This window comes from Streptomyces sp. MMCC 100 (genome assembly GCF_041538145.2).
GTDB lineage: Bacteria > Actinomycetota > Actinomycetes > Streptomycetales > Streptomycetaceae > Streptomyces.
On record NZ_JBGORK020000001.1, the window covers coordinates 3,518,294 to 3,537,759 of the forward strand.

Consider the following 19,466-nt stretch of genomic DNA (forward strand, 5'->3'; position numbering starts at 1 on the left):
ATGGACTCCATCTGGTTCGACGACGCACGCGTCGGCATGCGGTTCCGCACCGCCGCGCGCACCGTCACCGAGACCGACGTCGTCAACTTCGCCGGTGTCTCGGGCGACTTCAACGAACTGCACGTGAACGCCGAGCGGATGCGCGACAGCGGCTTCGGCGAGCGCATCGCGCACGGCGCGCTGGTGCTCTCGATCGTCACCGGACTGCGCGCCCAGCTCGGCATCTTCGACGAGTCGATCATCGCCTTCGCCGAGATCCGAGGATGGCGCTTCGCCGCCCCCGTGTTCATCGGCGACACCGTCCACGCGATGAACGAGATCACCGGGCTGCGGGAGACCTCCAAGCCCGACCGGGGGGTCATGGTCCAGCGGGTCGACGTCGTGAACCAGAAGGGCGACGTCGTACAGACAGGAGAAATGATCACGATGCTCAAGCGACGCGGTGCGGCATGAGGGTGCGCATCGGGGACCCGGCGGACCACGACGCGCTCGGGCACATCGGCGGCCCGGACGGTGACATCCGGGACGGCCTCGTGTTCGCACCCGCGCGCGGCCTCGAGGACTGGCGACAGGCCGAGGACGAGCTGACCGAGGCCTTCCTGCTCAGCCGTGCGGCGATGGCCGCCGAGGCACCGGTGGTCTACCTGCTGCGCTCGGCGACAGTCCTGGGCCGGTCCGGCCCGCTCGACTCCGCGGTCGCCGCCGGACTGGTCGGCGGCGCCCGCGCGCTCGCCTTCGAGGGGCAGCGGCGGGGCCGCTACGCCAGCGTCATCGGCGTCGACGGCGACGAGCCGCCCGGCAGGGTCGCCGAGGCGGTGGCGTTCGCCCTCACCACCAGAGCCGCAGCCGGTCAGGTCGTCGTGCTCGGCCGCGAACACCTGGGAGCGATGCTGCCGTGAGTCTCGCCGTAGTCACCGGAGCCGCGCGGGGTATCGGACGCGCCGTCGCCGAAAGGCTCGCCACCCGGCACAGTCTTCTTCTCGTGGACATGAGCCCGGCCGTCCACGAGACGGCGGCGCGGCTCGGTGCGGCCGCCGTCCGGGCGGACGTCACGGAGCCCGAGGGGATCGCGGCGATCGTCGCGGCGGTGGACGGCGCGTCCGAGGCGCCGGCCCTGCTCGTGAACAACGCCGGCATCACGCGCGACGCGCTCATCCACAAGATGGAGGAGGCCGACTTCCGTGCCGTGGTGCGGGTCAACCTCGGCGGGACGTACGCGCTGACCGAGGCCCTCGCGAGCCGCATCGTCGACGGTGGTTCGGTCGTCAACCTCAGTTCGCGGGCGCAGTTGGGCAACGTGGGCCAGTTCAACTACGCGGTCTCCAAGACGGGGGTGGTCGGCTGCACCCGCGCCTTCGCCCTCGCCCACGCGCCCCGCCTGCGGGTCAACGCCGTGGCACCGGGGTTCGTGGAGTCGGAGATGACCGGCGCCATGCCCGCCCATGTGCGGGAGCGCGTGGTGAACGGAGTGCCCCTGAGCCGTGCGGGACAGCCGCAGGACATCGCCGAGGCGGTGGCCTGGCTGGGGTCGAAGGAGGCCGGCTACGTCACCGGCCAGGTCCTCTACGTGTGCGGAGGCCGCAGCTTCGGCTGACCGAAGGTGCCGCACGACCGAGACGTCGACCGTGCTTCGACACGGGAAGTGATCACCGCGCCCGCGGTGGGGAGGGGCATCAGACCATGATCCTGGAGCGATACGAGTGGGGCGACGCGTGCGCACCGCCGCTGATCCTCGTCCACGGGGTCGGCTCCCGGGCCGAGTCCTTCCAACGCGTGGCCGAGGAGGAGTGGGGCAGACACTTCCGCGTCATCGCCTTCGACCTGCGCGGGCACAACCGCTCGGGCTGGGAGCCGCCGTGGACCCACGCGACGTACGTCGCCGACCTCGTGGAGTCGGTCAAGGCGCTCGGCATCGACCGCGCGCACTGGGCCGGCTACTCCTTCGGCGGCAGGCTGCTGCTCGACCTGGCGGCGGCGGAGCCCGGCCTCGTCGAGCGGGCCGTGCTGCTGGAGCCCGTGATCCGGATCTCCCCGGAGCTGGCGATGCGCCGGGCCACCGAGGAGCTCACCGGCGACGTCTGGGACTCCGTGGAGGCGTTCCTCAGGGGACACGGGGCCACCGGCGCGATCTCGCCGGAGCAGCTCGCGCAGGCCGCCACCTCTTTCGACGAGCTCCCGGACGGCCGCGTGCGGCGCCGGACCTGCCAGGCCGCGATCGTCTCCGTCTTCAGCGAGTTCGCCGCCCAGGCGCCGGCACCGGAAACCCTGACGATGCCGACCATGCTGCTCTACGCCCCCGCCTTCGAGCTCGTGACGCCCGACCAGCGCGCCGCCTACGAGCCGTACCTGGACACGGTCGTCGAGGTCCCCGGCATGCACGACATCTTCGCCACCGCCTACGAGCAGACGGCGTCGTCGGTCACCCGCTTCCTGCTGGCGCAATGACGCCGCGCACCGGCCACGCCGTCCACGTATTCTTGCGCGGCTCGAGCCGTGCCCGTCCTGAGGAGGATGCAATGTCCCGTTCGAAAGCCGAGGCCACGCTGGAGGTGCAGGAGGGTGTGGCCGTCCTGACGCTGGACGCCCCGGAGCGGCGCAACGCGCTCACCCTGCCGATGTGCGGCGAGATGGTCGAGGCCATGGAGGAAGTCGACCGCACACCGGGGATCGGGGCCCTCGTGGTCCGCGGGGCGGGCAAGGCGTTCTGCGCCGGTGCCGACCTGTCGACGCTGAGCGACGCCGGCCAGGACCCCCTGGAGGAGTCCGCGTTCGCGGATCTCGGCACGCTCTACGAGACGTTCATGCGACTGGGCCGGGTCACCGTTCCGACCATCGCGGCCGTCCGGGGGCCCGCCGTGGGAGCCGGCATGAACCTCATGCTCGCCGCCGACCTGCGGATCGTCACCCGGGACGCCCGGCTGATCAGCGGTTTCCTCAAGCGGGGGCTGCACCCCGGTGGTGGTCACTTCACCTTGCTCGACCGCGTCGCCGGGCGGGAGCTGACGGCCGCGATGGCGCTGTTCGGCGAGGAGATCAACGGAGAACAGGCCGTACGGGCCGGACTCGCCTGGGACGCCGTCGACGCGGAGCAGTTGGACGGACGCGCGCTGGAGCTGGCCCGGCGCGTTGCCAAGGACCCGGAGCTGTCCCGCGCGGCAGTGGCCAACTTCCGCCGTGAGACGGGAGCCACACCGATGTCCTGGGACGTGGCCCTCCAGTTCGAGCGGACCACCCAGATGTGGTCGATGCGCCGGGGGTAGCCACCGGGGGTCAGCCGTCGGACGCGGCGCCAGGCCCCCTGGCCGCGGACAGACTCCCGAGACTGCACGGACGTGCAGCCTCTCCGACCAACCGGTCCGTGTGCCGGCCGGATCGCAACGCATCAAAGGAGCGCACTCCATGCCCAGTCGTCCCGCCGGTGCCCGACCGGGTACGAAGGCCCCCACCCTGCGCGGCCCCTTCGACCCGGGCGGCCAGCCGCGACTGACCGTCGACCACCACCTGCACCTCTCCCTGTTCGCCTGGAACGTCTCCAGCGGCCTCTCGGCGAGCAAGGCCGTTCTCTCGGACGTCCAGTCGCACCGCGACTTCTGGAAGTGGCCGACCGCGTCGAAGCTCATGCGGGCCATCGAGGAGGCCGGCTTCGACAGCCAGCTCCAGTACGGCATGTGGAGCGGGTACGGTGGCGACACCGGGTGGAACGACGCCGGTCTGGACTTCGCCACCGCCGCCACCGCGTCCGCGGCCGTGACGGAGCGGGTCGGCATCTACTCCACGGTCCACGTCGGCTACCACATGTCGCCGCTCCTCCTCGCGAAGGTCTTCGCCGACATCGACCACATCTCCGGGGGCCGCCTGGGCGTCAACATCGTCGCCGGTCAGAACGCGGTCGACTACGCCCAGTTCGGCCTGGTGGGACCGCCGTCACAGGAGATCCGTTACGCGATCGCCGACGAGATGACCACCGCGCTGAAGCTGCTGTGGAGCTCGGACGAACCCGTCGACTTCGAGGGCGAGTACTTCCAGCTGTACGGCGCCCTGATCAACCCGCGCGCCACCAGCCGACCGCGTCCGCTGCTGATCTGCGCGGCGGCGTCCGACATCGGCCTGGACTACGCCACCCGACAGTGCGACGCGCTCTTCGTCACCGCCGACGACAACACCGTCGACGGCTACCGCAAGAAGGCCGCGAGGATCCACGGCATGGCCGCCGAGCACGGCCGGCAGGTCCGCATCGCCGCGATGTGCTACGTGGTCATGGACGACACCGACGCGAAGGCGCTCGAAACCGTGGAGTGGATGCGCGGGCAGATCGACCGGGGGGCGATCGAGACCTGGCTCACGCGGAGCGGCCACATCCTCAACAGCGAGGCCCGGACGGTCTCCGACGAGGTCGTCGGTGACGCGCGAGTCTCCTCGGGAGTCGCCCGGGACCCCTACCTCGGCATCGGCAAGGAGCACTACGAGGGCCTGGGGATGGGCATGGGCGCCTACCAGCTCTTCGGGTCCTACGAGACCGTCGCCGACCAGCTGATCGCCCTCTACGAAGCAGGCGTGGGCCAGTTCGCACTCTCCTTCTTCGACCCGCAGCGCGGCGTCCGCCAGATGCGCGATCACGTCCTGCCGATCCTGCGTGAACGCGGCTACAACCGGATACGCGTCTGAGGTTCGCAGTTCGACTACCTACGGTACCAACCGGTCGGAAGGTGACTCCCTGGGGCGGTAGCCTGCCAACCCGGCGGGGCCGGTGTTTTTCCCGGTACCGATCCGCTGCGCGCTTCGGCGGAGGGGCGACTGCTAAAATACTCCTTGGTCTGTTGGACGGAGCGGTACGGGACATGGCCCGCTCGGGTTTTGGAGAGGTGACGTGGTGGACCAGGCTTCCAGGAGTCGAGGCAGGCGCAAAGTCGTGCGCGACCCGGAGGGCGCCCGCCGGGCACTTCTGACCAGCGCCATCCAGCTCTTCGAGAAGCACGGGTACGCCGGAACGACGGTGCAGAGCATCATCGACGGGGCGAACCTGACCAAGGGCGCCTTCTACCACCACTTCAACACCAAGGAAGACCTGCTCGTCCAGGTGCACGACCAGTTCATCGACTACCAGCTCTACCGCGCCCGCAAGGTGGTCGCGGACACGAAGCTCTCGACCGACGAGGTCCTTCGCCGGCTGATCGTCGAGGCCCTGCTCGAACCCATGGCGATCTACAAGTCGGAGATCACCGTCTACCTCCAGGAGCACAAGTACCTGTCCGGGGAGGTCTTCGCGGGGATCCGCGAGAAGCGCGACGAGTTCGAGCGCTATTTCCTCGACGTCATCGAACGTGGCATCGAGGAGGGTGTCTTCCGCCCCGTCGGCCCGCCGCGCATCATGGCGTTCGGCATCATCGGGATGGGCGCCTGGACGTATTCGTGGCTCGACACCGAGGGTCCGGTCTCTCCCACGGACATCGGCAGGACCTACGCGGAGATGGTCGTCAACGGGCTGCGGAAGGGCGACTGACGCGGTCGGCCGCCGACTGAGGGGCACGCCCGGGCCCTGCCCGGGCGTGCCCTGCCCGTTTGCCGGGTTCACCGTCCCAAGTGCCGTGAGGGCGCGGGCCGCTTCGGCCCGGCCCGTTCGAGGATGCCCACCACCGTGTGGTTGGCAGGGGCTCGTTGCAGACGTAAGATACCAACTAGTCGGTACCTAAGGCCGACCGGTCGGTTTGATGAATGCTGCCCGAAGGGGGCGAGAACGCGATGCATACCGGTCTGACGCTGCTGTTCCAGAACCTTGATGGTGTGCGGTCCGACGAGGAGGTGGTCCGGGACGAGCTGGCGCTGGCGGAGCGAGCGGAAGGCGCGGGCTTCGACTCGGTATGGACGCCGGAACACCACTTCACGGGGTACGGGATGACTCCCATGGTGCCTCAGTTCCTGTCCTGGCTGGCCGGCCGGACCTCCTCGATCAAGCTGGGCACGATGGTGTCGGTCCTGCCCTGGCAGGACCCGGTCCGCACGGCGGAGAGCTTCTGCCTGCTGGACCACCTGTCCCAGGGACGCGCCGTGATGGGTGTCGGCCGGGGACTCGGGCGGGTGGAGTTCGACGGGTTCCGGCTGGAGATGGGGGAGTCCCGGGACCTGTTCCGCGAGTACAGCGAGGCGATCGTGCAGGCCCTCGAGTCGGGCGTGATGGAGTACGACGGCGACTTCTACCAGCAGCCGTCCGTCCCGCTGCGGCCCAAGCCGTACGCCTCCTTCCGCGGCCGGACCTTCGCCTCGGCGGTGTCGCCGGAGTCGATCGACCTGATGGCCCAGCTGGGGATCGGCGTGATGGTGATCGCGCAGAAGCCCTGGGACAAGGTCGAGGAGGAGCTGCGGTCCTTCCGGGCGCGCTTCCGCGAGATCAACGGGCAGGAGGCACCGAAGCCGGTCATCTGCGTGTTCGTCGGCGCCGGACGGACCCGTGCGGAGGCGGACCGGATGCGCCAGGTGTACCTGCAGCGCTATGCGCGGTCCACGGTCGAGCACTACGAGTTCGACAACGTGGGCTTCGCGAAGATCCCCGGCTACGAGTACTACGCCGGCCTGAGCCGCAACATCGAGAAGCACGGGGTCGAGGGGTTCTGCAACTTCCTCGCCGACCTGCAGGTCTGGGGAACCCCGGACGAGGTGGTGGAGCGGCTGCTCGGCTACGTCGAGCGTCTCGACGCCGGCGGGGTGCTGCTGGCGCCGTCGTTCGGCGGGATGCCGCCGGACGTCACCAGGGCCAACTTCGAACTGCTCGCCGACGAGGTCCTGCCCCGTCTGCGGGCCCACGACGTCGGGGGCGACCTGGGGGTCCTCCACGGAGCTGAGGGTGCCGCCGCCACAGGGGACGGGGCCGAGGCCACCACACTCGCGGCAGGGGCGCAGTCGTGACGACGCCCGCCGTCCACGGCACCGCCGAAGACGAAGGAGGCGGGGATTCATGAACCAGGCGGTGGTGATCGACGCGGTCCGCTCCCCGATGGGCCGCGCCCGGCCCGACGGAGCCCTGGCCGGACTCCACCCGGTCGAACTCCTGTCCCAGGTCATCGGCGCACTGCTCGAACGCACCGGCGTGGACCCCGCGACGGTCGACGACGTGCTCGTCGGATGCGTCACCCAGTCCTCCGAGCAGTCGGGGAACGTCGGCCGGATGGCCTGGCTCGCGGCCGGTTACCCGGAGCACGTTCCCGCCGTGACCGTCGAGCGCAAATGCGGATCGAGTCAGCAGGCGCTGCAGTTCGCCGCGCAAGGGGTCATGGCCGGCGGGTACGACCTGGTCGTCGTCGCCGGCGTGGAGTCGATGAGCCGCGTCCCCATCGGCTCCAACCGGCAGGGCGCGGACATCCACGGACCCTCGGTCGACAAGCGCTATGCGCCCGGCCTGATCCCGCAGGGCGTGTCGGCGGAACTCATCGCTCAGCAATGGAAGTTGACCAGGCAACAGCTCGACGAGTTCGCCGCTCGGTCCCATCGGCTGGCGGCAGAGGCGGCGGCAGCGGGCGCGTTCGAACGCGAGATCGTGCCGGTCCGGGTGCCGGGCTCACCGGCACCCGTCGAGGCCGACGAGACGATCCGGCCGGGCACCACGGCCGAGACGATCGCCGCGCTGCGCCCGGCCTTCCGCACCGACGAGTTCGCCGCGCGGTTCCCCGAGCTCGACTGGCGGATCACACCCGCCTCGTCCTCCCAGCTGACCGATGGCGCGAGCGCCGTGCTGGTCGCCAGTGAGCGGATGGCCCGGAGGCTGAAGCTGCCGGCCCGCGCCCGCTTCCGTGGCTTCTACGCCTGCGGTGACGATCCGCTGCTGATGCTCACCGGCCCGATCCGGGCCACCCGGCAGATCCTTTCCCGCACCGGGCTGACGCTCCGGCAGATGGACCACGTGGAGGTGAACGAGGCCTTCGCCCCGGTGCCCCTGGCCTGGCAGGCCGAACTGGACGCGGTACAGGACACACTCAACCCCCGTGGCGGTGCCATCGCCCTCGGCCACCCGCTCGGTGCCACCGGGTGCCGCCTGCTGACGACGATGCTCCACGCCATGGAGGACGCCGGTCAGCGCTACGGACTGCAGACCGTCTGCGAGGCGGGCGGCATGGCCAACGCCCTGATCCTGGAACGCGACTAGGCCAGTCCGGCGGATCCTGCCGCGGACGGCGGGGGCCGGCACGCCCTCCCCACGGCCTGAGGGATGTGGGCGTTGCCTCCGGCGGCGCTGCCGTCGGTCGCCGGCGCTCAGCGTCGCCAACCGCCGTGCATCCGGACGCACCAGAACCCGCCCACCTGCGCCGATCAGGCGCCGTCCACTTCCTGCGGCCTGATCCGCCGGACGGGCCCCAGGGCCCGGATCCCACTCCCGCGTCCCGCCCTCCCGCCTTCGGGGTGGCGCGGACGCCGTCCCCGAGGCGGGCATGCCCCGGCCGGTGCCGAGAGCGGACGCCGGCACCGGCGCCTGCCGCCTCGCCCGAAAGGTCACCATGGACCACACTCCGACCACCGACACCTGCGCGGCACTGCGCGCACAGGTGAGAGAACTGACCGACGCCTGGCGCGAGGCCGGCCGCTACACCCCGCGCAGTGACTCCTGGCTGCGCTCCTTCGACCAGGACTTCAGCAAGGAACTGGCGGCACGCGGGCTGGTCGCCATGACCTACCCGAAGGACCTGGGCGGCGCCGGCCGCACCCATGTGGAACGCCTCGCCGTGACGGAGGAACTGCTGCGCGCAGGCGCGCCCGTCGCCGCCCACTGGATCGGCGACCGACAGATCGGCCCCGCGATCCTCCGCCACGGCAGCCCCGAGCTCCAGCGGGAGATCGTGCCGCGCATCGCCACCGGCGACGCCGTCTTCTGTCTCGGCATGAGCGAGCCGGAGGCGGGCTCGGACCTCGCGGCCGTGCGCACGTCCGCCGTGCGCAGCGGCGACGGGTGGCGTATCAACGGCCACAAGATCTGGACCAGCCAGGCCCACCGCGCCACGCACATCTACCTGCTGGCTCGCAGCGAGCAGACCGGCAACCGGCACGAGGGGCTCACCGAGTTCGTCGTCGACATGGACGCGCCGGGTGTCACCGTCACCCCGATCCACGACCTCAGCGGCGAACACCACTTCAACGAGGTCCACTTCGAGGACGTCGCCGTGCCCGACGGCCGGGTGCTCGGCAGCGTCGGCGGCGCCTGGCGGCAGGTCGTCGAGCAGCTCTCCTTCGAGCGCGGCGGCGCCGAGCGCGTGCTCTCCAGCTATCCCGCGCTGATCGCCCTGCTCGACCAGTCGGCCCGGTACGAGAGCGACCGGGAACTCCAGGCCGTGCTCGGCGCGCTGGTCGCGCGTCTGGCGGTGCTGCGCCGGCTCTGCTTCGACGTCGCCACCGCCATGGACGGCGGGCAGGCCCCGGTGCAGCAGGCCGCCGCGCTGAAGTACCTGGGCAACACCTTCGAGCGTGACGTCATCGAGGCGCTGCGCCGTACGGAGCTGTACCGGGAACCGGCTCCCGACTCGGTACTCGGTCAGGCTCTGCTCGCATCCCCGGGCTTCGGCCTCCGCGGCGGCTCGGCCGAAGTCCTGTTGTCCCTCATCGCCCGGCAGGAGACCCGTTCATGAGCCAACTCGCCACGGAACTGAGCGCCCTGGTCGACGACCTGGTCCGCGGACACGCCGCCACGGGTGCGGCGGACGAGCGCCGGACCCTGTGGGAACAGACCCGTGAACTCGGCCTGCACCGGGTCGGCATCGCCGAAGAGCAGGGCGGTTCCGGGGGAGCGTTGGAGGACCTGGCGGCCATCGTCGGGGCCCTCGGCCGCAACGGCGTGAGCCTGCCGGTCGTCGAGACCGCCACGGCGGACTGGGTGATCGCCCACGGCACCGGACTGACGGACCGGGTCGCCACCCTCTTCCTGTCGGACCACCCCCTCGACACCGCCGCCGGAACGGTCACGGCGGAGCTCCGGGGTGTCCCGTGGGCCCGGGACAGCGAACTGCTGGTCGTCTGCGCGCCCGGCACGGCCCCGCTGCTCGTGGACCTCGGTCATCCCTCGGCCGAGGTGCGCCCCGGTGAGAACCTGGCGGGGGAGCCCCGGGACGTGGTGGTGCTGGACGGCGTCCCGGTCACGTCATCGGCGGACGGGGGACCCGACACGGAGCGGGTGCGGGCCCGGCTGGCGCTGCTGTGGTCGGCGGCCGTGACGGGCGCGGCACACGGGGCCTTCCGGCTCACCAAGACCTACGTGTCGGAGCGCCACCAGTTCGGCGGCCCGCTCCTGAAGATTCCCGCGGTGGCCGGCAACCTGGCCCTCATGCGGGTCGAACTGCTCCAGGCGGACGCCGCCTTGTCCCTGGCGCTCAGCGGCAGGCCCTCACCCTTCGCGGTCGAATCGGCCCGGCTCGTGACGGCGACCGCGGCCACCACCGTGGCCAGGATCGCCCACCAGCTGCACGGCGCCATGGGCATCACGCAGGAGTACCCGCTGCACCGCTTCACCCGCCGGCTGTGGGCCTGGCGCGACGCGGTGGCTTCCGAACGCGAGTGCGCGGAGAGCCTCGGCCACCGCGCCGTGGCCCTCGGCGAAGAGGAGACCTGGGCCCTGCTGACCCCGGCCTGAGCAGGGGCATGATGCGAGGCCGGCCCCGCCACGGGGCCGGCCTCGCTCTCGTACCGGGCGTCACGCAGTGTGCGACGCGTCGGTGGACGCGGCGGCGCGGTCCTGCTCCGACGTGATGGGCGACGCGTCGGCCGCCGCGCGGAGGCAGGCGGCGGTGAGGCCGCGGCTCAGCCCGAGGCGGCGGGCGAGTACGCCGATGTCGACGCGGCTCTGCGTGCCGTACCGCTGGGTTTCGCCGCGCCGCTGAGCCTCCAGCGCGGCGGCGACCCGCACGAGCGCCCAGCGCGGCGGGCGGCGGGCGGTCATCGGATGTCCGCGGCGCAGGAGACCGTGGCCCAGGAGCGCGCATGGCGCACATCCCGCGCCAACTGGTCCTTGAGGTCGCCGACGTCGGCGAACCGCCGCTGCGGCCGGATGCGCTCGCAGAGGTAGACCGAGATCTCCTCGCCGTACAGGTCGAGACCCTCGACGTCGACGAGGTGGGCTTCGAGCAGCAGTTGGCCGTCGCGGCCGTAGAACGTGCTCCTGCGCCCGATGGACACCGCAGCCGCCCAGTGGCGGCCGTCGGCGGTCACCACCACGGCCGCCCAGACGCCGTGCCGGTGTGGGCCGGGGCCCAGGACGACGTTCGCGGTCGGGAAACCCAGCAGCCGGCCGCGCCGGTCGCCGTGCCCGACCACACCGGTGACGACCAGTGCGGGATCGTGCGCGGAGAGGTCCGTCGGCATCCCGCCCTGCGGCACCACGCGTCGACGTGAGCCCTTGTCCGTGGCGGCCGTCGAGATGCTCTCCGGTTCGATGCTGTTCATTTCGGGGGCCCCCTTGGACGAGACGGAGACATTCGCAGATTGCGCTGTGAGGGAGGTCTTCGGTCGAAGCTAAAGACCAACTGGTCGGTATTGATGATTCCCGGCTGGGTGGCTGGAGTCAAGGGCCTGAGTGGCGGGTTGACCCCTTCGCTCCCGTGCACGGAATGGTGGGCGCTTGCCCGAATCGCCCCGCCCGCGTGGGCGTCCGTCCGAGAAAATGTGGAGTGCGCCAGAGCGTTGACAGCCATTTTGAGGAGTGGCTACGGTCGTCGCACCAGAGACCGACTGGTCTGTATCTAAGTGGGGGTGGCCCTTGCAAGCCGCTCAGCCGAAGTCCGTCCGTGTGCGGCGCCGTCGAGGACGATCCGGGATCTCCTGGAGTGTGGCCCGATGGTGAAGATGATTCTGTGGCGCTCTCTCTACGCCGTCGTCTCGCTGTTCGTCGTGTCCGTCATCGTCTTCGTGGCCACCCAGGCCCTGCCCGGTGACGCGGCCGTCGCCAAACTCGGCAAGAACGCGACCCCGGCAGCCCTGGAGAGTTTCCGGCAGCTCTACCACCTGAACGACCCCCTGCCCACCCAGTACGTCAACTGGCTCGGCAACATCCTTCAAGGGCGCCTCGGCGTCTCCTTCGCCACCGGGTTCCCGGTCGGTTCGCTCATCGGCGACCAGGTGGCCAACTCGCTGGTGCTGATAGCCGCCACGGTCGTGATCGCCATCCCCCTGTCCGTCGTGCTGGGAATCCTGACGGCCATCCGCAGGGATCGCGCGACCGATCACGTCTCGTCGGTCCTGATGCTGGTGATCTCCGCGTTGCCGGAGTTCGTCCTCGGGGTGGCGCTGGTCCTGCTGTTCGCGACCAACGTCTCGCAGGTGCTGCCGGCGGTGTCGCCCGTCGATCCCTCGCGCTCGATCCTCCAGCAGCTCGACCTGATCGTGCTGCCGACGCTGACCCTTGTCCTGCTGGTGCTGCCCTACGTGGTGCGCACCGTGCGGGCCTGCATGATCGAGGCGCTGGAGAGCGAGTACGTGACCATGGCACGGCTCAAGGGGATGTCCGAGCGCCGTGTGGTGCTGCGGCACGCGCTGCCGAACATGGCCGGACCGACCTTCCAGGTCGTGGCCCAGTCGCTCGCCTATCTGGCGGGCGGGGTGGTCGTGGTCGAGTCCGTCTTCCAGTTCCCGGGCATCGGACAGGCCTTCGTCTCGTCGGTCCTCAGCCGGGACCTGCCGGTCATCCAGGCCGTCGCGATGCTGCTCGCCGCCTTCTACGTCCTGGTCAACCTGCTGGCCGACATCGGCACGGTCGCCATGACGCCGACCATGCGGGGAGGAACCCGATGACACCTCCGGACGACACCGTGGTCGCCGCACCGGCGAGTGCGACCACCGGGACCGCCCGAAAGCGGAACGCGGCACCGCCCCGGAAGCAGGCGCCGGCCGACGGCGTCAGGGCCGTCCTGCGCCGTACCCTCCGGTTGCGCGGAGCGCGGATCGGCCTGGTGCTCATGCTCCTGGTGATGGGGATCGCCTTCCTCGGCCCGTTGTTCAGCCCACACGATCCGACCGTCACCATCGGATCGCCGTACGCCCTCCCGGGCGGCGACACACTGCTCGGCACCGAGCTCCTCGGACGCGACGTCCTCAGCCGTTTCCTCCACGGCGGGGCCGTGATCCTGCTGCTGTCGCTGCTGGCCACCGTGATCGGCTCGGGCACCGGGATGCTGCTGGGACTGGTGGCCGGCTACCGGCGCGGTGTCCGCGGCGAGCTGATCATGCGCTCGCTGGACGTGGTGCTCTCCTTCCCGCCGCTGCTGCTCGCGTTGCTGTTCATGTCACTGCTCGGCACCAGCCCCTGGCTGGTCCTGCTCACCGTGGCGATCTCGCACGTGCCCTACGTGGCGCGCATCGTCGAGAGCTCCACCCTGGCCGTGACGGGCCGGGGCTTCGTCCAGTACTGCGAGATGATCGGCGTCCCCCGCCGGCGGATTCTCACGGGCGAGATCCTGCCGAGCATCGTCGCACCGCTCACCGTGCAGTTCGGCCTGCGACTGACCTACTCGATCAGCCTGATCGCCTCACTCGCCTACCTGGGCTTCGGACGCCAGGACCCGGCGGTCGACTGGGGAATGATGATCAGCCAGAACCAGTCGAACGTCGTCGGCAGCCCCTGGCCAGTCCTGCTCCCCGTGCTCGCCATCACGATCGTCACCGTGGGGGCCAACCTCCTCACCGACAGCTTCGGCCGGGCCGTCGGTCTTGATCTCGGCCGGGAGGCGTGACCATGGGAACCAACGACGACCGGAACGCCGAGGGCCCCGCCGTCGAGGTGGCGGGACTCACCGTCGACCTGGAACGCGGCGCCGTCAACGTGGTGAGCGACATCGGCTTCAGCCTGGCTCCCGGCGAGATCCTCGGCCTGATCGGCGAGTCCGGCTCGGGCAAGACCACCGTCGGATCGGCCCTGCTGGGCCACGCACGCACCGGCACCGCCATCACCGCCGGGAAGATCGTCGTCGACGGCGTAGACCTGCTCTCGCTGGACCGCAGGGAGTTGCGCCGTTACCGCGGCCGCGTCATCTCGTACGTCCCGCAGGACCCGCGTGCCTCGCTGAACCCCGCCATGCGCCTCGGCGCACAGCTGCAGGAGGCTCTCGCCGTCCACGGTGTGGCGAGCAGGCAGCAGCGCCTGGAGCGCATCCGGCAGGTGCTCGACGAGGTGAGACTGCCGAACGACAACCACTTCCTCAGGCGCTACCCGCACGAACTCTCCGGCGGCCAGCAGCAGCGCGTGGTGCTGGCCCTGTCGTTCCTGTGCCGGCCGAAGGTCGTCGTCCTCGACGAGCCGACGACCGGACTCGACGTCACCACCCAGGCATACGTGCTGCGCACCGTCCGCGAGCTGTGCCGGTCGCACCGGACGGCGGCCGTGTACGTCAGCCACGACCTCGCGGTCGTCGCCGACCTCGCGGACCGGATCGCCGTCATGTACGCCGGTCGCCTCGTCGAGGTGGGCGCCGCTCGGGAAGTGGCCCTGCGGGCGGCCCATCCGTACAGCCGGGCTCTGCTCGACGTCGTCCCCGATCCGCACCGACGGCGGGAGATCCGCACCATCCGAGGCCGCGTATCCGCGCTGCACGAGCGACCCGAGGGCTGTGTCTTCGCCGACCGCTGCGACTTCGTGGAACCCGAATGCCGCCGGCAGCCGGTCGAACCGGTCCGGGTCGGCGACGGCCACACGGCGCTGTGCCGGCGGACCGACGCCCTCCCGGCGCGGGGCGGGCGGGCGGAGGAGCCCACCGCGGTCGGCGGGCCCCCCGACGAAGCCGCAGGCGAACCGCGTGAGGGGTATCTGGCGGTGCGCGACCTGCGAGCCTCCTACGGCGGGAAGGAGGTGCTCCACGGGATCGACCTCACCGTCGCGCGCGGCATCGTCACGGCGCTGGTGGGGGAGTCGGGCAGCGGCAAGACGACCCTGGCCCGCTGTCTCGGAGGCCTGCACGACGAGGCGACGGGTGAGGTGGCGGTCGACGGCCGACGGCTGGCGTTCGGAGCGCACAAGCGGTCCGCCGCCGACCGGCGAGAGGTGCAGTACATCTTCCAGAACGCCTCGGAGGCACTCAACCCCCGCAAGACCGTGGGGCGTTCGATCGAGCAGCCGCTGCGGGTGCTGGGCGGTGGCGGCGGCCCCCTTGCCCCACGGGTCGAGAGCCTGCTGGCCGACGTGGCCCTGGGCTCCGACGCCACCGACAAGTACCCCGCCCAGCTCAGCGGCGGCGAGCGGCAGCGGGTCACCATCGCCCGGGCCCTGGCGACCGCGCCGGCCATGCTGATCTGCGACGAGATCACCTCCGCGCTGGACGTCTCCGTGCAGTCGGCGATCCTGCTGCTGCTCAAGCGGCTGTGCGCGGACAGCGGACTCACGATGCTCTTCGTCACCCACAACCTGGCCGTCGTCCGCGCCATCGCCGATCGCGTCGTCGTGCTCAACGAGGGCCGGATCGTCGAGCAGGGACCGGTCGACCACGTCCTGGACCGGCCCCAGGACCCCTATACGCGGCAACTCCTGGGCGACACCCCCAGCCTCCTGCACGCCTGACCCCGCCCGTCGAACGGCGCCCTCGGTACGGAGGGCGCCCGGTGTCCGCGCCTGCGAAGGGTTCGACACCTGCGAACGGTTCGACCATCACAAGAGGTGAAGATCGTGAGCAACCTGCCCAGCCCGTTCGTCTCACGCAGAGCCCTGCTCGGAGCGACCCTCGCCAGTGGCCTCGCCCTGAGCGGCTGCAGCGGATCCGCCGCCCCGGTCAGCAGCCCCACGGGGCCGCCGACCGGCCCGCGCAAGCGTGGCGGTACGTTCCGTTTCGCGCCCTCGGACTTCGGCGGCACCGTCACCACGGACCCCCAGGCCAGCAATTCCTCCTTTTCGCTGGCCGCCGCCTACACCGACACGCTGGTGCGGCGCGACCACGACTGGGTACCCCGTCCCGCCCTCGCCGAGGAGTTCACCCCCGAGGGCGACGACCTCGCGACCTGGACGATCCGGCTGCGCGACGGGGTCACCTTCCACAACGGCAAGCAGCTCACCGCGGACGACGTCATCTTCACCATCCGCCGCAACCTCGACCCCGAGAACCCGGGCTTCGTCGCCGGACTGCTCGACTCGGTCGACCCGAAGCGGCTCACCAAGCTCGACGCGCGGACGGTGCGGTTGAAGCTGAAGTACCCCAACTCGATGCTCCGCGAAGGCTTCGCGGAGGTGCCCGCGGGCATCGTGCCGGTCGGTTTCGATCCGCGGAAGCCGGTCGGTACGGGGCCGTTCAAGCAGCAGGCCTTCACACCCGGACAACGCTGGGTCGGGATACGCAACGAGAACTACTGGATGGAGGGGCGCCCCTACCTCGACAGTCTCGAACTGATGGGTTTCGCCAACGCGGACGTCGCCCGGGTGAACGCGCTGTTGAGCCGGCAGATCGACGGCATCGACAGGGTCCCGGCCAGCCAGCTCGCCCAGCTCCGGCAGCGCGGTGAGCTGAACGTACTGGTCTCGCCCACCGGTGCCTTCCAGTTCGTCGCGATGCGCTGCGACAAGGGCTCCCAGTTCGAGGACAACCGCGTCCGGCAGGCGTTCAAGCTCATGGTCGACCGTCCTCAGATGGTCGACGTCGCCTTCGGCGGTCTGGGCGACGTGGGCAACGACGTCGGCTCCTGGGCCAGGTACGACCCGACGTACGACAGCTCGCTCCCGCAGCGCGCACAGGACCTGGAGAAGGCCCGCCACCTGCTGAAGGCCGCGGGACAGGAGGGGATGTCCGTCCGCTTCCGCGTCGGCGACGTCGAACCGGGCGCCAAGACCGCCGCCTCCCTGTTGATCCAGCATGCGAAGGCCGCCGGCGTCAAGCTCGAACTGGACGTCGTCGCCGACCTCGCCCAGTTCTACGGCAGCGCCAGCTACCGGACCGCACAGCTGAAGAACGACTGGAACTTCACCCAGTCCATCTACGACAACGCCTCCTACTGCTGGCTGCCGTCGGGCCCCTACAACAACACCGGCTTCGACCACCCGAAGGTCAACTCCCTCTACCGGCAGGCCCTGGCCACCTCCGGCTCGAAGAGCACGGAGCTGATGCGGGAGCTGTCCCGGGTCGTCTACGACGAGGGGCCGTGGATCGTGTGGGGCCGCCGGGACATCGCCGACGCCCACAGCCGGAAGTTCACCGGCCCCGTCGCGGACGCCTGTGGTGTCGGCTTCAACGGCTTCCACTGGGAGGAGATCTCCCTGGCTTAGGGGGTGTCGTTCGGATCAGGCCGGCTCCACACCCCCTGGGTGACCTGCCCACCTCCTTGAAGAGATCAACCCGAGTGAGCCCCGGAGGCCCTTCATGAGCGTCAGCGTCCTCGTCGGAAACCCGCGCCCGGGCTCCCGCACCCTGGCAGCCGCCACCCTCGTGGCGCAGCGGATCACGGGTGCCGAGCCCGACCACGTCATCGACCTGGCGGAGCTGGGGCCCGCCCTGCTCGGCGGGGACGACCCGGCCGTGGCCGGGGCCAGGGCGACCATCCAGTCGTCGTCGCTGGTGGTGGTGGGGAGTCCGACGTTCAAGGCGACCTACAGCGGCCTGCTGAAGCTGTTCCTCGACCAGTTCCCCGGCAACACCGCACTGGCGGGAGTCGTCGCCCTCCCGTTCATGCTCGGCGGCAACCCCGCGCACGCCCTTGCCCCGGAGACGGCCCTGCGTCCCCTCCTGTCGGAACTCGGCGCCGTGTGCGCGCTTCCCGGCCTCTACCTGCTCGACACCGCCTACACCACCGACCCTGCCCTGGACGCCTACGCGCAGCGCTGGTCAGAGGTCGTCAAGAGGCTGACCGGCCAGTGAGGCAGGGAGCGCGGGAGGACGGGAGGACGGGAGAGGACGAGATGAGAACGTTCGACTATGTGGTGGTCGGCGGGGGCAGCGCCGGATGCGTGGTCGCCGCCCGCCTGAGCGAGGACCCCGGTGTCTCGGTGCTGCTCCTGGAGGCCGGCGGGGATGAGCGCCGGCCCGACGTGGAGACGCCCGACGCCTGGTCGACCCTGCTCGGGAGCGAGGCGGACTGGGCGTACGAGACGGTGTGGCAGCCGGGTACCGGCCGGGTCCACCCGGCGCCTCGCGGCAGGGTGCTCGGTGGCTCCGGCTCGATCAACTGCATGGCCCATCTGCGCGGCCACCGGCTCGACTTCGACGAGTGGGCCGGCCTGGGTGCGAGTCAATGGGCGTACGAAGACGTCCTGCCGTACTTCAAACGCTCGGAGGACGTGCCCCTCGGTGATCCCGCGCACCGGGGCCGGGGCGGCCCCCTGCACCCGCGTCCCGACGGGAAGCCCGGCGCGCTGGGGACGGCGTACCTGGAGGGTGCGGTCAGCCTGGGACATCGGGTGGTCGACGACCTGAACGCCGGGGAGATGCTCGGCGTGGGCCGGGCCGACGCGCTCATTCGGCACGGCCGGCGCGAAAGCACGGCATCCGCGTACCTGCGGCCGGTCATGGCCCGGCCGAATCTGACGGTCCTCACCCACACGGTGGTGCGGCGGCTGACCATCGAGGCCGGTCGCTGCACCGGGGTCGAGTACGTGCGCGACGGGGTGCCGGGCCGTGCCGCGGCCGCCGCCGAGGTGGTGCTGTGCGGTGGCGCGGTCGCCTCGCCGCAGCTCCTGCTGCTCTCGGGCGTCGGACCCGCCGACGAGCTGGCGGAACTGGGCCTGTCCCCGGTGGTGGACCTCCCCGGGGTGGGGCGCAACCTCTCCGACCACGTGCTGCTGGCCGGCATCCGCTATCGCGCCACCCGGCCGGTCCGGGCGTCGCAGGACGACGGCGGCGTACCCACCCTCTTCGTCCGCACCGGTCCGGGCGAGCTCGGTCCGGACCTGCAACTGTCGGTGATGGCCGGTGACTACCGCATGCCGTGGCAGCAGCCCGTGGAGAACGGGTTCACCTTCCTCATCGGCCATATGCGCCCGCACAGCCGCGGAAGCGTCCGACTCGCCTGTGCCGACCCCACTGTGCCTCCTCTCATCGACCCGGCGTATCTGCGCGAGCGCCACGACCTGGACCAGCTGATCGAAGCGGTGGAGGAGACCGACCGGATCGTGCGCTCCGGGGTCTTCGAGGAATGGGGCGGGGTCTCCGAGACCTCGCTGATGCTGCGCAAGGAAGGCGCCGAGCTCGAAGAGGCGGTCCGGTCCACCGTGAGCAGCTACTTCCACCTGTCCGGTACGTGTCGTATGGGGTCCGATCCCGATGCCGTCGTCGATCCCCGGCTGCGCGTGAACGGTGTCACCGGGCTGCGGGTGGCCGACGCCTCGGTGATGCCGACGGTCGTGTCCTGCAACACCAACGCCACCACGGTGATGATCGGGGAGAAGGCCGCCGGGCTGCTGCGCGGCGGGGACGCCTGACGAGTTGTCGGCACGGGGGTATTGATCCGCGACGAAGGCCTCCGATAACCTGCGCTACAGACCAACCGGTCGGAACGATTGCCGCGGCAGCTCCGCACGATGCGATGCCGCGCCCGTG

Annotated in this window: 19 protein-coding genes; 17 read left to right on the forward strand and 2 right to left on the reverse strand. The window is 70.8% G+C overall.

From position 1 onward, the window contains the following. The 11 genes from ABS735_RS16355 to ABS735_RS16405 all read left to right on the forward strand — a co-directional run bounded on the left by ABS735_RS16355 (position 1) and on the right by ABS735_RS16405 (position 10,603). The gene (locus ABS735_RS16355) at positions 1–453 is read left to right on the forward strand and encodes a MaoC/PaaZ C-terminal domain-containing protein (RefSeq protein WP_373905444.1); all 453 of its coding nucleotides are present in this window, start codon (positions 1–3) and stop codon (positions 451–453) included. Further along, positions 450–899 (forward strand): hypothetical protein, encoded by a 450-nt coding sequence (locus ABS735_RS16360; protein WP_373905442.1) that lies wholly within the window; start codon positions 450–452, stop codon positions 897–899. The genes ABS735_RS16355 and ABS735_RS16360 overlap by 4 nt, the downstream gene beginning before the upstream one ends. Next, entirely contained in the window at positions 896–1,594 is a 699-nt protein-coding gene (locus ABS735_RS16365; RefSeq protein WP_373905441.1) for an SDR family oxidoreductase, read from the forward strand. Before ABS735_RS16360 ends, ABS735_RS16365 begins: the two co-directional genes overlap by 4 nt. 86 nt (positions 1,595–1,680) lie before the next feature. Next, on the forward strand, positions 1,681–2,445 hold the full coding sequence (locus tag ABS735_RS16370; RefSeq protein WP_373905440.1) for an alpha/beta fold hydrolase: 765 nt from the start codon (positions 1,681–1,683) through the stop codon (positions 2,443–2,445). A gap of 71 nt (positions 2,446–2,516) precedes the next feature. Beyond that, entirely contained in the window at positions 2,517–3,260 is a 744-nt protein-coding gene (locus tag ABS735_RS16375; RefSeq protein WP_373905439.1) for an enoyl-CoA hydratase-related protein, read from the forward strand. 139 nt (positions 3,261–3,399) lie between these two features. Continuing rightward, the gene (locus tag ABS735_RS16380; RefSeq protein WP_373905438.1) at positions 3,400–4,665 is read left to right on the forward strand and encodes an LLM class flavin-dependent oxidoreductase; all 1,266 of its coding nucleotides are present in this window, start codon (positions 3,400–3,402) and stop codon (positions 4,663–4,665) included. 244 nt (positions 4,666–4,909) lie between these two features. Then, positions 4,910–5,500, forward strand: coding sequence for a TetR-type transcription factor C-terminal domain-containing protein (locus tag ABS735_RS16385; RefSeq protein ID WP_373905437.1), 591 nt, complete (start codon positions 4,910–4,912; stop codon positions 5,498–5,500). 239 nt (positions 5,501–5,739) lie between these two features. Next, on the forward strand, positions 5,740–6,900 hold the full coding sequence (locus tag ABS735_RS16390; protein ID WP_373905436.1) for an LLM class flavin-dependent oxidoreductase: 1,161 nt from the start codon (positions 5,740–5,742) through the stop codon (positions 6,898–6,900). A 49-nt stretch (positions 6,901–6,949) separates the two neighbouring features. Then, positions 6,950–8,134, forward strand: coding sequence for a thiolase family protein (locus ABS735_RS16395; RefSeq protein WP_373905435.1), 1,185 nt, complete (start codon positions 6,950–6,952; stop codon positions 8,132–8,134). Positions 8,135–8,483: 349 nt separating this feature from the next. Continuing rightward, entirely contained in the window at positions 8,484–9,605 is a 1,122-nt protein-coding gene (locus ABS735_RS16400) for an acyl-CoA dehydrogenase family protein (RefSeq protein ID WP_373905434.1), read from the forward strand. After that, the gene (locus tag ABS735_RS16405) at positions 9,602–10,603 is read left to right on the forward strand and encodes an acyl-CoA dehydrogenase family protein (RefSeq protein ID WP_373905433.1); all 1,002 of its coding nucleotides are present in this window, start codon (positions 9,602–9,604) and stop codon (positions 10,601–10,603) included. Before ABS735_RS16400 ends, ABS735_RS16405 begins: the two co-directional genes overlap by 4 nt. Before the next feature lie 60 nt (positions 10,604–10,663). Here ABS735_RS16405 and ABS735_RS16410 read toward each other — a convergent pair whose 3' ends face one another. Both ABS735_RS16410 and ABS735_RS16415 read right to left on the reverse strand, forming a co-directional pair. Beyond that, positions 10,664–10,909: a hypothetical protein gene (locus ABS735_RS16410; RefSeq protein WP_373905432.1), complete on the reverse strand. Its 246-nt coding sequence runs from the start codon at positions 10,907–10,909 to the stop codon at positions 10,664–10,666. After that, complete coding sequence (locus tag ABS735_RS16415) at positions 10,906–11,412, reverse strand: riboflavin kinase (RefSeq protein ID WP_373905431.1); 507 nt, start codon at positions 11,410–11,412, stop codon at positions 10,906–10,908. The genes ABS735_RS16410 and ABS735_RS16415 overlap by 4 nt, the downstream gene beginning before the upstream one ends. A gap of 390 nt (positions 11,413–11,802) precedes the next feature. On the opposite strand from ABS735_RS16415, the gene ABS735_RS16420 reads away from it, so the two are divergent. The 6 genes from ABS735_RS16420 (at position 11,803) to ABS735_RS16445 (ending at position 19,348) form a co-directional block, all read left to right on the forward strand. Then, entirely contained in the window at positions 11,803–12,756 is a 954-nt protein-coding gene (locus ABS735_RS16420; RefSeq protein ID WP_373905430.1) for an ABC transporter permease, read from the forward strand. Then, positions 12,753–13,694, forward strand: coding sequence for an ABC transporter permease (locus ABS735_RS16425; protein ID WP_373905429.1), 942 nt, complete (start codon positions 12,753–12,755; stop codon positions 13,692–13,694). The genes ABS735_RS16420 and ABS735_RS16425 overlap by 4 nt, the downstream gene beginning before the upstream one ends. A gap of 2 nt (positions 13,695–13,696) precedes the next feature. After that, on the forward strand, positions 13,697–15,511 hold the full coding sequence (locus tag ABS735_RS16430) for an ABC transporter ATP-binding protein (RefSeq protein WP_373905428.1): 1,815 nt from the start codon (positions 13,697–13,699) through the stop codon (positions 15,509–15,511). 105 nt (positions 15,512–15,616) lie between these two features. Next, complete coding sequence (locus ABS735_RS16435) at positions 15,617–17,200, forward strand: ABC transporter substrate-binding protein (protein WP_373905427.1); 1,584 nt, start codon at positions 15,617–15,619, stop codon at positions 17,198–17,200. A 94-nt stretch (positions 17,201–17,294) separates the two neighbouring features. Beyond that, positions 17,295–17,789: an NADPH-dependent FMN reductase gene (locus ABS735_RS16440; RefSeq protein ID WP_373905426.1), complete on the forward strand. Its 495-nt coding sequence runs from the start codon at positions 17,295–17,297 to the stop codon at positions 17,787–17,789. Between the two features lie 41 nt (positions 17,790–17,830). Further along, positions 17,831–19,348 (forward strand): GMC family oxidoreductase, encoded by a 1,518-nt coding sequence (locus ABS735_RS16445; RefSeq protein ID WP_373905425.1) that lies wholly within the window; start codon positions 17,831–17,833, stop codon positions 19,346–19,348. The last annotated feature ends 118 nt before the right edge of the window (positions 19,349–19,466 follow it).